Source organism: Acinetobacter sp. 18QD2AZ41W, from assembly GCF_009829025.1.
In the GTDB taxonomy this organism is placed as follows: domain Bacteria; phylum Pseudomonadota; class Gammaproteobacteria; order Pseudomonadales; family Moraxellaceae; genus Acinetobacter; species Acinetobacter pseudolwoffii.
This window is the reverse complement of the sequence record NZ_WURP01000006.1, coordinates 1-13,424: the sequence shown is the minus strand read 5'-3', so window position 1 is coordinate 13,424 and position 13,424 is coordinate 1. Positions and strand designations below refer to the sequence as shown.

Below are 13,424 nucleotides of genomic sequence, written 5' to 3'. Positions count from 1 at the left end.
ATCATGTATTTGATCATGTTAACTGGGTAAGGAGGAGCAATGGACATCCTGATTTGTGATGATGAGCCTTTGGCTGTCGAGCGATTATCACGTTTAGTCTCTCAGCTGGGGCATGATGTGGTGGCGACTGCAAGTCATGGTCGTCAAGCGATTGATCTGGCTCACCAATACGAACCCGATGTCATACTATTAGATATTCAAATGCCTGAAATGAATGGCCTTGCTTGTGCGCAGTATTTGCGTCAGCTGGACCCGATGCCGGCAATTATCTTTTGTACGGCCTATGACCAACATGCGCTGGATGCATTTAAATCAAATGCCGAAGGCTACTTGCTTAAACCCGTGATGCAACAGGAATTGGCACAGGTTTTGGAGCACTTAACTAAACTTACCCAAGCTCAGATGAGCCAACTAAAACAAAAAGAAAATATGGACGAAATCAATATCAGCCGCCAGCAGATTGCGGCAAAGACCTATCGTGGTGTCGAATTGGTGCCAGTTGAAAATATCTATTATTTTCTGGCGGATCAGAAATATGTCACTGTACGTCATAAAAACGGCAGTGTACTGATTGATGAAACCTTAAAGGAGCTAGAGCAGGAGTTTGGGAACCAGTTTATCCGGATTCACCGTAATGCCTTGATCTCGGTGAATTATCTGGATGGTCTGGAAGTGGTCAGTTCAGGTCAGTATCAGGTGCGTTGTCGTGAGCTGGACGACCGTTTAGCGGTCAGTCGGCGACATTTGCCATTTTTAAGGGATCGGATTCAAAAGCTATAGCAGGAATCAATGAGAGCATTCAGTTGAAACTTGTATAAATTCACTTGCATTTTAAAGTGAGCAGGTTAAGTTTAGACTATTGTTCTCATTTACTGTTATTGAAATTTATGAAGACCCTAAAAATTGCAACTCGACAAAGTCCACTTGCGCTTTGGCAAGCGGAACATATCCGTGCGCGCCTACAAGATTTGCACGCTGGTTTGCAGGTCGAGTTAGTCACTTTTGTTACACAGGGCGATAAAATCCTAGATACGCCGCTGGCCAAAATTGGTGGTAAAGGTCTATTTGTAAAAGAATTAGAAGCTGCTTTACTCGATGGTCGTGCCGATCTGGCCGTACATTCCATGAAGGATGTACCGATGGCATTGCCGGAAGGGCTGAGCCTTGCGGTGATCTGTGAGCGTGAAGATCCACTGGATGCCTTTGTCTCGAATACCTATGCCAGCTTTGATGAATTGCCACAGGGCGCCAAAGTGGGCACTTCCAGTTTGCGCCGTAAAACCCAGATTTTAAAACAGCGTCCTGATCTCGAAATCATTGATTTGCGCGGGAATGTCGGTACACGTTTGTCCAAGCTGGATGCCGGTCAGTATGATGCGATTATTCTGGCCAGTGCCGGTTTGAAACGTTTAGGTCTGGCAGAACGTATTCGTCATACTCTGACTCCTGAAATCAGTCTACCGGCCGTAGGTCAAGGTGCACTGGGGCTGGAATGCCGTACCCATGATCAGGCGGTACTGGACTTGATTCAGCCATTATTACATGCAGAAACGGATGCCTGCGTGCGTGCTGAGCGTGCCTTTAATGCCTATCTGGAAGGCGGATGTCAGGTGCCGATTGCCGGCTATGCCACGCTCCAGAATGATGTGATTTCAATCGAAGGTCGCGTTGGCAGTGTTGATGGAACGGTTTTGCTGCGTGCACAGCACACTGGAAAAATTGCAGAAGCTGAACAGTTAGGGGTGGAATTGGCCAAAAATTTACTCGATCAAGGTGCAGGCGAGTTGCTGAAAGCACTTTATTCAAACTGATGTTACTGATTAATACCCGTCCGAGTGAGCGTGCTGCGAGTTTGACTCAGCAGTTACAGGCAGCGCAGATTTCTGTACTAGAATTGCCTTTGCTGGAATTGCATGCACAGCCTTATTCCGACGAGCTGTTACGCTTGTATCGCCAGCTGGATCAGGCCAAAATCATTGTGGTGGTCAGTCCGACTGCCGCCCAGATTGGCATGCAATATTTACAGCAAGCGGAAATTATCTTATCGCGCTTGGCAGATGTGCAATGGGTGGCGGTGGGTAAAGCCACTGAGCAGGCGCTGGCTGGTTATGGTATTCAAAGTCATGTGCCTGAACTTGAAACTTCGGAAGGCATGTTGCAATTACCCGTGTTAAGGCAACTGCCTGCTGGCTCAGCTGTGGCCTTCTGGCGCGGAGAAGGTGGTCGTCAATTTATGATGGATCATCTGCGCGCAAATAATATCAAAATTTTGAATTTTATTTTATATCGGCGGCAATGCCCCGCAAGCACAGCAATGATTTTGGCAGAAAACCTGGCATTGCTTGAAGCGCAGCAGCGCTTTGCCGTGCTAATCAGCAGTGAAGCAAGCTGGTTAAACTGGCTGACATTAATGCAGGATAATTCGGATTTAATGCATCAGGCCCGTTATTTGGTTTTGGGGCCGCGTTTGGCCACTCTTCTTGGGGAATATCAACAGCAGCATCAGGCAGGGTTTGAATTTGTGCAAATTGATGATTTAGAGGCGAATACGATCTTGCAAAAAATGAGGCTGATACTAGGGAACGCATGAAGAAACTATTTATTGTATTTTTCATTTTGAGTGTGGTGTGGCTCATCAAACTCAGCTATGACCTTTATGTTCTCAATGCAGCGCAGACTGAACTTCATCAAGGTGTTAAACAGTTGCACCAGCAAAATGCCAATCTCAATGATCAGTTTGTGGCATTAAAACGCCAGTTTACCGCCCAGCAGCAAAATGCAGGCGCTCCCTCAGCTCAGGCAGCAGCTGCAGTGCTAACTGCTGACACGCAGAATGATATTGCTCTCGTACAACAGCAGCTGGATCTGATTGAATTTGCACTACAACAGCAACAATATGCCACCGCCATTGAAAAACTAAACCACCTGCAGAATGAGTTGGATGAGTATGTCTTGGCGCCCGCCTTGGTCAGTAGTCTGCAGCAAGTGATTGCGAAAGATCAGGACATGCTGAAAAAATTCGTCAATAGTCGCTTGGTGCAGCAAAATAAATTAAAAGAAGTATTGATGCAGATGGATGCTGAAATTGAAAAAGAAATTCAGGCTCCGCATCTTCAAAGTTTGGAAACTCAACGCTCTTTCTGGCAGCGCTGGATTCAGATCGAAGCTGCAGAGCAGCCGAGTACCGTATTAATGCAACGGCATCTGGTATTGAAAGAAGCTCAGTTGCGCTTGCTCATTGCACAAAATACGTTGCAGCAAGATCAATCTGTCGCCTTTCAGCAAGCGTTGAATGCGGTGATTGATGTCTTGGAGCAATTACCGGATGCACGTAGTCAGTACTGGATTCAGCAGTTGCATCAAATCAAGGCCACACCGGTCACTCCAACGCCTTTATTAAATACACGCACCTTAGTTGGCTAATTGCTTATGAAACAGATTTTGCTGGCCTATTTATTTATCTGCCTACTGGGTATAGCGGGGCTGAGCATCCTGAGTTATGGGCATGGGGCCGGCTATGTCTATTTATATTGGCGTGAGTGGCAGTTACAAACTAGCCTGTGGTTTTTGGCGGCCTCACTGGTCACGTTCAGTTTTTTGATCCATTGCCTCTGGTACGCGATCAAACAGTATCGCAGCCGTGAACAGCGTAAAAATGAAACCGTATTTAGTTTTGCCCATTTACATCCTTATGAACAACTGGCTGTAATCTGGTTATTAAATGCAGCTCAGGATCAACGGGATTTTATTCAGCAGTCTTTTAGCAAGTCGGGCTTACTCAAACATATTATTGATGCACGATTATCTTGGGGGCAACAGCAATATACAGATGCCTTGACTGCTTTAAATCAGTCTAACCCGATGGCATTTGAGTTGGCAGAATTGCAGCGAATTGAAATTTATTTATCGCAACAGCAAGGTGAGCAAGCACTGACCCATTTAGAATTTTTAAATCAGCATGAATTATCACCATGGTTAATACAGGTGAAACCAGCCTATGAACAGCGACTCACCACATTATGGGGCGTATTTGCCATACAGTTTCCCTGGTTATATTTACGCTCGACTAAATATGGACATTTAGAACAAGAAGTAAAAAAAATATGGCTTGAACAATTATTATTGGCCTATGATCAAGCCACACAAGATGATTTAATTTATTTACAACAGCGTTATTTAGATTTAAAAAAGCAAGTATTTGATCGTGACTGTACAGTCAAGTTATTATGGTTGAAATTATTATTCAGAATACCTGAAATGAGTGCCGAACATGAAACAATGGCAATTCATTTATTAGAGCAACAATTTAATCAGGACGTATTTTATTTGTGGTTTCAACAGCAATTGTTACGGCAGAATCCGGATTATGATCATATTGCACAGCAGATTTCGCATTGGGAAACCAAGTATCCGGCATTACCGATTTTGAGTTTTGCAAAATGGCATGTGTTACAGGCCACCGGTTATACAGAGGAAGCCCAGCATTTGCTTGACTTATATCCTGATGATATTCGTATGAGTTATTTGAGAATTAAAGCGGCCTTACAAGACCGTGAAGACTTGCTCCAGCAGTTAAATGCAGTATTTGAATCCAATGTAAACTTTATCGAAATTAAAATTTGAGAATCATCATGTCAGAATTACAACAATATCCAGTGGTTTATGCACAGAGCGTGGCATGGGGAGATATGGATGCATTGGGTCATGTGAATAATGCCATGTATTATCGTTACATAGAAAATGCACGTCTGGCTTATCTGGATGCATTGGATTTACTGAATGAATCGGTCTCTACGGTGGTCTCTTCAAATCAGTGCCGTTATTTAAAACCGGTGGTTTTTCCAGATCATTTAAAAATTGCAGCACGTATTGAAGAGATTCGAAATAGTGCATTCCGCATGCATTATTTATTATGGAGTGAAAAACAGCAAAGTATAGTAGCAACTTCTGAAGCGGTTATTGTTTGTATTGATCAAAAAACCCTGCAGAAAACTCAAATTCCAGAACATATCCGAAAGAAAATCGAAGCACTTGAATTAACAGCCGGACATGAAATCTAAAAAATGAATTGATTATTTAATTTTGTCATTATTTCTAAACTTTATTGTTATTGATTTAAATATTTATATTGAATGTTTTATTTAATATAAATATGATGGGGTATTATTTAACAAAACAAATAATATTATTTAATCGGAGAGCATTATGCCAGATATTACTCATTTATCAGTAGAAGAGTTAAAGCGTTTACAAGCCGAAGCAGAATCACTGATTGCTTCAAAAAAAGACCAAGAGATCGAAGATGCTTATCAGCAAATCTTGGCCGTTGCTGACAAAGTAGGTATGACGGTTGAACAGTTACTTGAATTTGGCGCGTCTAAACGCAAGAAATCATCACGTAAATCGGTAGAGCCACGTTATCGTAGCAAAAGCAACCCAGATGACACCTGGACGGGTCGTGGCAAGCAGCCGCGCTGGTTGGTGGCAGAGCTGGACAAAGGTGCCAAGCTTGAAGATTTCTTGATCTAAGCCTCGATTTGATCTCGTCATTAGGCTGTCATACAGACAGTCTAAGATTGCTGAACCAAGCATGATTGCTTGGTTTTTTTATATCTATGAATTGGCGTTGGGAAAAAAGTGTGCATAATGTGTCTGTATAAGGAAAACATTATAAATGGGGATTTAGACTTGAGATATTGGTCGTGGTGGGATGAGCAATAAACCTAAAACTTTAAGATGGTTCATCCTTGCTCTTGTGGCGTTTTTTGTCTTTGTGATCCTGCAAGTGCCAGCTGCCTGGTTGATTTCAAAATTTTATAAAAATAATCAGGCCTTGCACAATGTAAACGGGAATATCTGGCAGGGCAGTGCTGACTGGAAAAAAGGTAATTTGCGGGGCAGCCTGAACTGGAAAGTACGGCCATTGGACTTGCTGTTGCTGCGAGTTGGGGCAGATGTTGAATTGCATAGCGGCAATACTCAGCTTTCAGGGGTCATGGGCTATGGGCTGAATAAAGCCTTGATCGTCAAAAATCTTGAGGGTCAGCTCGCGCCGGAAACCTTAAAAAAAGTGGCAGACTGGCAATGGCCAGCGACTGCTATTCAGTTTAAAGAGGTGGATTTTAAATATAAACAGGAACAAGGCTTCAGTCAGGTGACCGGGCAAATGCAATGGGCGGGTGGTGAGCTGATTTATAGCTTTGCCCAGCGTCAGGAACGTATGAATGTACCGGCCATGACCGGACAACTGGCAGATGAGAGCGGACAGCTCTTACTCGACGTTCGGGATAACCGAGAGCAACGTATGCTGAATATAAAGCTTGATCCCAGTCTGATGCTCGATATCCAGCTTACCCAGCGCTTTTTAATGAATGCACCCTCCTATGAAGGTAAAGCTGGCCTGGATACTTATGTGATTAGTACCCGCCAACCCCTAATGGGAGGCTTGAACTAATGGCCATTTCTCTTGGCGATCTAAAAAATATCGATCTGAAACAGGCCAATCGTGTTGCGCCTGTCGTGTTGCTGTTGTTGATTCTATATTTATGCTGGAAACTGGCGGCCATGTTCTGGTTGCTGATTGCACCACCTCAAGCTATGCAGCTGGATCGGGTGGAACTGGGTTCACAACAGGCGCAAATCCCCAATATCAGTGCATTTTCGCTGTTTCAGGAAAGTGGACAAACAGCGGCAGGAGCAGAAGCTGCCAATATTCTTTTGCAAGGCGTGGTGGTTGCCAGTCCAAGCTATAACTCTTCTGCGGTGCTGAAAGTCAATGATCAGGTGGATCGTTATCGCGTTGGAGAAATGCTGGGCAGTAGTGGTTTTGAGCTGGCCGAGGTCTATTGGGATCGGGTCATTCTGCGCAGAGCAACCGGTGCCACTCATGAAGTGTTATTCAAGGGTCTGGAAAATGGCTTAAATCAGCCTATTGTGCCGGCCGCACCACGATCTAATTCGCTGTCTGCCCCGTATACAGATACCAGTAATACGGCTGAAACACAGAACTCGCCTTCAGCGCAAAATGAAATTGGTCGCGCAATCCAGCAGATGCAGGAAAACAAAGACCAGTATTTACAGAATATGGGGGTCAGTGCATCGGATGGGGGCTTTGAAATCACCTCCCGCACACCGGCTGCACTGCGTAATCGGCTCGGTTTAAGACCTGGAGACCGGATTTTGTCTTTAAACGGCCAGACGTTGAGCCAGGGACAAACCGAGGCGCAATTACTGGAACAGGCTCGACGTGAAGGTCAGGTCAAACTCGAAATAAAACGTGGTGATCAGGTGATGACCATACAACAAGATTTGAAGTGATGTGTCATCACGCATAGGGTTAGGAAACACGAAAGTTTATGGCTTTATTTAATAATAATCGATCAGCATGGGCATTCTGTGTGGCGGCACCAGTCATCGCAATGATCAGTACGGCGGGCTATGCACAAACCTGGAAAATCAACCTGCGGGATGCTGACCTGACTGCTTTCATCAATGAAGTGGCCGACATTACCGGCAAGAACTTCGCGGTCGATCCGCGGGTGCGTGGCAATGTGACGGTGATTTCCAATAAAGCGCTGAATAAAAATGAAGTCTATGACCTGTTTTTAGGGGTGCTGAATGTCAATGGCGTGGTGGCAATTCCTTCGGGCAATACCATCAAGCTGGTACCGGACAGCAATGTCAAAAGCTCGGGCATTCCCTATGATGCCAGAAGCCGTGCCAGTGGCGACCAGATCGTGACTCGGGTGTTGTGGCTGGAAAATACCAATCCGAATGACCTGATTCCAGCGCTGCGCCCCTTGATGCCACAATTTGCACATCTGGCAGCAGTGCCGGGCACCAATGCGCTGATTGTGTCGGATCGTGCCAATAATATTTATCAGCTGGAAACCATCATTCGTAATCTGGATGGTACCGGCCAAAATGATATTGAAGCGGTCAGTCTGCAATCGAGTCAGGCCGAGGAAATGATCGAACTGATCGAGTCCATGACGGCCACGGGTGCCGCCAAAGATGTTCGCGGTTCACGGGTGCGTGTCATCGCCGATACCCGGACTAACCGGATTATTATTAAGGGTGATCCCACGACACGTAAGCGCGTGCGTCAAATTATTGAAACTCTGGATGTGCCAGCGGCAGACCGTCTGGGCGGTTTGAAAGTCTTTCGTCTGAAATATGCCAGTGCCAAAAATCTTGCAGAGATCTTGCAGGGGCTGGTGACCGGGCAGGCGGTGAGCAGTAATGCAAACGCTAGTGGTAGCTCTTCGAGTTCATCTTTGCTCAATTCTGGCAGTAATTTAAATAATAGTAGTAACAGCAGCAATAACAGTAGTAATACTTCCTCCGGTATTCAGTTGAATACGGGTATGAATACCGAGCCGGGCGGAATTAGCAGCTTTAGCGCAAACGGGGTCAGTATTATTGCAGATGCCACACAGAACTCTTTGGTGGTAAAGGCCGATCCGCAATTGATGCGGGAAATCGAATCAGCAATTAATCAGCTGGATATTCGCCGTCAACAGGTACTGATTGAAGCTGCCATTATCGAAGTAGAAGGTACAGATGCCGATCAGCTTGGGGTGCAATGGGCCTTGGGAGATATCAGTAGCGGTATTGGGCTGATTAACTTTGATAATTTTGGTACCAGTCTAAAAAATGTGGCAGCCGGCTATCTCACCGGCGGTGGTGCAGGTGCTGCAAGTACCGTGGGAGCTGGGACTTCGTTGGTGCTCGGCGATTATCGTGAAGGCAGTGATGGTTCACGCCGTCTGTATGGTGCGCTGATTCAAGCCCTGAAAGAAACCACCAAATCGAATCTGTTGTCTACGCCGTCCATTGTGACCATGGACAATGAAGAGGCCTATATTGTGGTCGGTGAGAACGTTCCATTTGTCACCGGTTCGGTATCTACAGGAGTGTCTGGTGTAGCCAATCCCTATACCACCATTGAGCGTAAAGATGTCGGGGTCACCTTAAAGGTAGTACCGCATATTGGCGAAGATGGCACAGTGCGTTTAGAAGTCGAACAGGAAGTCTCGGATGTCAAAGCCAGCAAAGGCCAAGCACAGGATCTGGTAACCAGCAAACGTGCGATCAAAACCTCGATTCTGGCTGAACATGGGCAAACCATTGTGCTGGGGGGGCTGATTTCGGACAACACCAGTTATGGCCGTCAGGCGGTTCCAGGTCTGGGAGCCATTCCAGGGATTGGACGTTTATTCCGTTCTGAAGGGAAATCCAACCAGAAACGCAATCTGCTGATCTTTATCCATCCGACCATTGTGGGGGATAAAAATGAAGTCAGTAAACTGACCCAGAAACGCTATAGTCAACTCTACAGCCTGCAACTGGCACTGGATTCTGACGGGAACTTTGCCAAGCTGCCGGATCAGGTCGATGATGTCTATCAACAGCGTATTCCGGTCTCAAAAACCCCGCTGCAAAATTCGCCTTATCAAACTGTGCCCACTGCACCAGTACCCGCTCGGCCGGCCGCTGCTGTAGTGACGCCTATGGCGATCGAGCCGGCATTGCAGTCACAATCGGTACAACAAGTCGAAAAGAGTCAAAATACCGTGACCACCACCACACTGCGACCGAAAAGCTAGCTGATGTAGCATGGACAGTCAGCATGTTATGATAATGTCAAAGAGAAAAGAGAAGTAACTTTCATGACTTGGAAAATACACGCGATTACAGGCGACTTGACAGGGCAAGAGATTAGTATTGACCGCGATATGCTGGTGGGGCGTCATCAGGCCGCAGACATTGTATTGCAGGCTGCAGAAATCTCTCGCAAGCATGCTGCATTTTTACTGAAAGATGACGCACTCTGGGTGCAGGATTTGGGTTCATCTAATGGCACTTTTGTCAATGATGTGCAGATTGTGCAGGAAACCTTGCTCAAGCAGGATGATATTGTTCAGTTTGCCAGCCTGAAATTTTCCGTGCTGGCACCTGTCGCTGCAATAGAAGTCGCACCAGAAGTTGAAGCGACGGCAGAAAAAGTCGTGGAACAGGTGGAAGTGACAGAGCCAAGCCCTGCACAGCAAATGAATGAACAGGGTATACCGGAACTGACACAGCGAGATGCCTCAGTCCAGCTGACCCGAGATGGTATGCCAACCCATGTTGGGATTCCAAAACCAGCGCCGATTCCTGAAGGCGTCGATCTTGCTGTAGTGAAACCAGAACCTACGCGAATGCCGGTTGAGCAGCCTGTGTCACGGGTAGAGCAGGAAAAAGAAACCCAGAAAAATGTGTCTGTTGGTTTGATTTCAGTGATTGTATTGATTATTTTGGCAATTATGGCTTGGGTAATGTTTAAATAAGCCGATGATTGGTTACAATCAAGGCATGCACAGCGCATGCCTTTTTTGTGGCTGCGAATAATATAAAAGAGGGTCGGGATGTCTATTGCACAATTAGAACAGCGTGAACTGATCTTGTTTGATCTGGATGGTACTTTGGTTGATTCGGCGCATGACCTGTATCGTGCCATGAATATGAGCCTGAATGTGTTGCAATTGCCTTTGGTCACGGAAGAGCAGGTTCGTACCTGGGTGGGCAAGGGCACCTCGATATTTTGTGAAAGTGTATTGCTACATCTGGTCGGTGAAGTTACACCCGCACAGCATCAGGAGCTGCTGAATACTTTTCTGGATATTTATAATGTCGATCCTTGTGTCGACACCGTTCCATTTCCCGGGATTCTGAAGTTTCTCGACTGGGCCAAAGCGCAGGGCAAAACCCTGATCTGCGTCACCAATAAGCCGGAGCTTCCTGCTTGTGCTATTTTAGAGACATTGGATATGGCACATTATTTTGCCGAGACCATTGGTGGCGACCGTTTTAGCGAGCGTAAACCGCATCCGCGTCAATTATTACACTGTGTCGAACAGTATGGTGTAACGAAAGAACAGGTGTTGCTGATCGGGGATTCTTCCAATGATGTGGAGGCTGCACGTCGCGCCGGGATTGATTGTATTGTGGTGAGCTACGGCTATAATCACGGTGAAAATATAGCAGACTGTCATCCTCAAGAAATTGTAGATGATCTACGTGAATTGCTTGCTTAATTAGGGTGTTAGGAAAATAAAATGAATAGTGATCAGGTTTTTCGATGGCGTCGCTCAGTTCAAGTCTATTTATACACTGAGTAAACCCAATTTAAAGAGAAAAACCGCATGACCACACAAGCACAATTCCAGCAACTTGCTGCACAAGGCTATAACCTGATTCCAGTGTACCGTCAGCGTCTGGCTGATACGGATACCCCACTTTCTATTTTCGCGCGTCTTAAGCAGCATCAGCAGGCTTATCTGTTTGAATCTGTCGAAGGTGGAGAAAACTGGGCACGCTATTCGATTATTGGGCTGGGCGAATCTACGGTATTTTCCTGTAATGCCGGTGAACTGACGGTACAGCATGCGGACGGCTCGATTGAAAAGCAGCACTGTGCAGATCCTTTTCACTATATTCGTGACTTTCAGGCTCAGTTTAAAGTGCCGACCCAACAGGACTTACCTGCATTGCCAAGCTTCACTGGCGGTCTGGTGGGCTACTTTGGTTATGATGCCGTGCGTTATATTGAACCCAAACTCAAAAATGTGCCTGAAGCAGATCCGGTTGGCTTGCCTGATATCTGGATGATGTTGTCTAAAACCGTCATTGTCTTTGACAATTTAAAAGATACCTTATTTCTGATTGTGCATGCCGATGCAGCTGACCCGATTGCTTATGAAAAAGCACATGAACAATTAAATGAATTAGAAAATATTCTGGCAACACCGATTAGCCTGAAAGCTGAAAAACATAGTCCACCACATTTTGAATCTCTAACCGGACATGACAACTTTATTGCCTCGGTTGAAAAGGTCAAAGAATATATTCGTGCTGGCGATGTGATGCAGGTGGTGCCCGGGCATCGTATGGTGTCAGATTTCGATGGTGATCCCTTACAGGTCTATCGTGCGCTACGTCATCTGAATCCTTCGCCGTATCTGTTTCTGGTACAAGGGCAAACCTTGGAAAACAATACACCGTTCCATATTGTCGGTTCATCACCAGAAATTTTATCGCGTTTGGAAAATGGCATTGCCACAGTGCGTCCTTTAGCAGGCACACGACCACGTGGCAAAACCAAGGAAGAAGATCTGGCCCTTGAGCAAGACTTGCTCTCTGATGAAAAAGAAATTGCCGAACATGTCATGCTGATTGACTTGGGGCGCAATGACGTCGGACGCATTGCAAAAATTGGTAAAGTTCAAGTGACTGATCAAATGGTGATCGAACGTTATTCGCATGTCATGCATATTGTCTCGAATGTACAGGGTGAAGTGCGTGACGATGTCGATGCCTTGGATGTTTTCAAGGCAACTTTCCCTGCCGGTACGCTTTCAGGTGCACCAAAAATTCGTGCCATGGAAATTATTGACGAAGTTGAGCCGGTAAAACGTGGAATTTTTGGTGGCGCTGTCGGTTATTTAGGCTGGCATGGTGAAATGGACATGTCGATTGCGATTCGTACCTGTGTGATCCGTGAAAATAAGGTCTATGTTCAGGCCGGAGCAGGGCTGGTTGCCGACTCAAATCCCGAATCTGAATGGAATGAAACCCAAATAAAAGCTCGCGCAGTGATCAAAGCGGTTGAATTATCATCAAATGGTTTGATTTTATGAGTTTTTGGGGTTTTTTTTGAAAAAAACACTTGCATGGTTTGTGAGTTTTGCTAAACTGCACACCGTTCCGATACGAAACGTACGAAACACTAAGAAACGCCGGCATAGCTCAGTTGGTAGAGCAACTGACTTGTAATCAGTAGGTCCACAGTTCGAATCCGTGTGCCGGCACCATCTTAGAGAGTTTCAAGGGTTGAGTAAAGAACAGCACTGATGTAAGTGTAAAATGGTGAGGTTCCCGAGCGGTCAAAGGGGGCGGACTGTAACTCCGCTACGAAAGTTTCGAAGGTTCGAATCCTTCCCTCACCACCAATTTTAATACTTCAATAAGTGGTTTGTACCAACATCGTGCGGGAGTAGCTCAGTTGGTAGAGCGGTAGCCTTCCAAGCTGCATGTCGCGAGTTCGACCCTCGTCTCCCGCTCCATTGAAGTGCTAATATTTGCTCTTATAGCTCAGTGGTAGAGCACTCCCTTGGTAAGGGAGAGGTCTCGAGTTCAAATCTCGATAAGAGCTCCAGATTACAGTTTAGCAATTTTTATTGCACAATATTCCAGAAGCAGGCTATTTAGTCTGCTTTTCAAGTATTTGGTATTTGGTTTTTTAAAACGACATGTCGGAACTGGGTTTTACTCAGAATTGTGTTCGACGTAAACGAGGAGTATTAACATGGCTAAGGCTAAGTTTGAACGTAATAAGCCACACGTTAACGTGGGCACAATTGGTCACGTCGACCATGGTAAAA

General features: G+C 45.7%; 13 protein-coding genes, 4 tRNA genes and 1 pseudogene. All 18 read left to right on the top strand.

Annotated features, from left to right (window positions below; all coding sequences use genetic code 11):
* Positions 1 to 39 precede the first annotated feature (39 nt).
* On the top strand, positions 40 to 780 hold the full coding sequence (locus tag GVV58_RS09895) for a LytTR family DNA-binding domain-containing protein (protein ID WP_005095238.1): 741 nt from the start codon (positions 40 to 42) through the stop codon (positions 778 to 780).
* A 107-nt stretch (positions 781 to 887) separates the two neighbouring features.
* Positions 888 to 1,811, top strand: coding sequence for a hydroxymethylbilane synthase (gene hemC, locus GVV58_RS09890; protein ID WP_005095241.1), 924 nt, complete (start codon positions 888 to 890; stop codon positions 1,809 to 1,811).
* Positions 1,811 to 2,590: a uroporphyrinogen-III synthase gene (locus GVV58_RS09885; protein WP_100356940.1), complete on the top strand. Its 780-nt coding sequence runs from the start codon at positions 1,811 to 1,813 to the stop codon at positions 2,588 to 2,590. Before hemC ends, GVV58_RS09885 begins: the two co-directional genes overlap by 1 nt.
* Entirely contained in the window at positions 2,587 to 3,423 is an 837-nt protein-coding gene (locus tag GVV58_RS09880) for a hypothetical protein (RefSeq protein WP_005173060.1), read from the top strand. Before GVV58_RS09885 ends, GVV58_RS09880 begins: the two co-directional genes overlap by 4 nt.
* 6 nt (positions 3,424 to 3,429) lie before the next feature.
* A complete protein-coding gene (locus GVV58_RS09875; protein ID WP_159516453.1) occupies positions 3,430 to 4,623 on the top strand; it encodes a heme biosynthesis protein HemY in 1,194 nt (397 codons plus the stop codon).
* A gap of 8 nt (positions 4,624 to 4,631) precedes the next feature.
* The gene (locus tag GVV58_RS09870) at positions 4,632 to 5,060 is read left to right on the top strand and encodes a thioesterase family protein (protein ID WP_005173055.1); all 429 of its coding nucleotides are present in this window, start codon (positions 4,632 to 4,634) and stop codon (positions 5,058 to 5,060) included.
* Positions 5,061 to 5,202: 142 nt separating this feature from the next.
* Complete coding sequence (locus GVV58_RS09865) at positions 5,203 to 5,529, top strand: H-NS histone family protein (RefSeq protein ID WP_167381258.1); 327 nt, start codon at positions 5,203 to 5,205, stop codon at positions 5,527 to 5,529.
* Between the two features lie 181 nt (positions 5,530 to 5,710).
* Positions 5,711 to 6,454, top strand: coding sequence for a type II secretion system protein N (gene gspN / locus GVV58_RS09860; RefSeq protein ID WP_005095254.1), 744 nt, complete (start codon positions 5,711 to 5,713; stop codon positions 6,452 to 6,454).
* The gene (locus tag GVV58_RS09855; protein ID WP_159516452.1) at positions 6,454 to 7,317 is read left to right on the top strand and encodes a type II secretion system protein N; all 864 of its coding nucleotides are present in this window, start codon (positions 6,454 to 6,456) and stop codon (positions 7,315 to 7,317) included. The genes gspN and GVV58_RS09855 overlap by 1 nt, the downstream gene beginning before the upstream one ends.
* A gap of 38 nt (positions 7,318 to 7,355) precedes the next feature.
* Positions 7,356 to 9,608: a type II secretion system secretin GspD gene (gene gspD, locus GVV58_RS09850; protein WP_159516451.1), complete on the top strand. Its 2,253-nt coding sequence runs from the start codon at positions 7,356 to 7,358 to the stop codon at positions 9,606 to 9,608.
* A gap of 63 nt (positions 9,609 to 9,671) precedes the next feature.
* Positions 9,672 to 10,331 (top strand): FHA domain-containing protein, encoded by a 660-nt coding sequence (locus GVV58_RS09845; protein ID WP_159516450.1) that lies wholly within the window; start codon positions 9,672 to 9,674, stop codon positions 10,329 to 10,331.
* A gap of 78 nt (positions 10,332 to 10,409) precedes the next feature.
* A complete protein-coding gene (gene gph / locus GVV58_RS09840) occupies positions 10,410 to 11,078 on the top strand; it encodes a phosphoglycolate phosphatase (protein WP_100329455.1) in 669 nt (222 codons plus the stop codon).
* A 108-nt stretch (positions 11,079 to 11,186) separates the two neighbouring features.
* Entirely contained in the window at positions 11,187 to 12,680 is a 1,494-nt protein-coding gene (gene trpE, locus GVV58_RS09835; protein WP_005095263.1) for an anthranilate synthase component I, read from the top strand.
* A 98-nt stretch (positions 12,681 to 12,778) separates the two neighbouring features.
* Positions 12,779 to 12,854, top strand: a tRNA-Thr gene (locus GVV58_RS09830).
* 54 nt (positions 12,855 to 12,908) lie between these two features.
* Positions 12,909 to 12,992, top strand: a tRNA-Tyr gene (locus GVV58_RS09825).
* Positions 12,993 to 13,030: 38 nt separating this feature from the next.
* Positions 13,031 to 13,106, top strand: a tRNA-Gly gene (locus GVV58_RS09820).
* 17 nt (positions 13,107 to 13,123) lie between these two features.
* Positions 13,124 to 13,198: transfer RNA gene (locus GVV58_RS09815), tRNA-Thr, on the top strand.
* A 150-nt stretch (positions 13,199 to 13,348) separates the two neighbouring features.
* Positions 13,349 to 13,424 (top strand): annotated as a pseudogene (locus tag GVV58_RS09810) (elongation factor Tu); the annotation flags it as partial.

Excerpts from the sequence above, each read along its gene's own strand:
- GVV58_RS09895 (WP_005095238.1), top strand. The coding sequence starts at position 40 with ATGGACATCCTGATTTGTGATGATGAGCCTTTGGCTGTCGAGCGATTA.
- hemC (WP_005095241.1), top strand. The coding sequence starts at position 888 with ATGAAGACCCTAAAAATTGCAACTCGACAAAGTCCACTTGCGCTTTGG.
- GVV58_RS09885 (WP_100356940.1), top strand. The coding sequence starts at position 1,811 with ATGTTACTGATTAATACCCGTCCGAGTGAGCGTGCTGCGAGTTTGACT.
- GVV58_RS09880 (WP_005173060.1), top strand. The coding sequence starts at position 2,587 with ATGAAGAAACTATTTATTGTATTTTTCATTTTGAGTGTGGTGTGGCTC.
- GVV58_RS09875 (WP_159516453.1), top strand. The coding sequence starts at position 3,430 with ATGAAACAGATTTTGCTGGCCTATTTATTTATCTGCCTACTGGGTATA.
- GVV58_RS09870 (WP_005173055.1), top strand. The coding sequence starts at position 4,632 with ATGTCAGAATTACAACAATATCCAGTGGTTTATGCACAGAGCGTGGCA.
- gspN (WP_005095254.1), top strand. The coding sequence starts at position 5,711 with ATGAGCAATAAACCTAAAACTTTAAGATGGTTCATCCTTGCTCTTGTG.
- GVV58_RS09855 (WP_159516452.1), top strand. The coding sequence starts at position 6,454 with ATGGCCATTTCTCTTGGCGATCTAAAAAATATCGATCTGAAACAGGCC.
- gspD (WP_159516451.1), top strand. The coding sequence starts at position 7,356 with ATGGCTTTATTTAATAATAATCGATCAGCATGGGCATTCTGTGTGGCG.
- GVV58_RS09845 (WP_159516450.1), top strand. The coding sequence starts at position 9,672 with ATGACTTGGAAAATACACGCGATTACAGGCGACTTGACAGGGCAAGAG.
- gph (WP_100329455.1), top strand. The coding sequence starts at position 10,410 with ATGTCTATTGCACAATTAGAACAGCGTGAACTGATCTTGTTTGATCTG.
- trpE (WP_005095263.1), top strand. The coding sequence starts at position 11,187 with ATGACCACACAAGCACAATTCCAGCAACTTGCTGCACAAGGCTATAAC.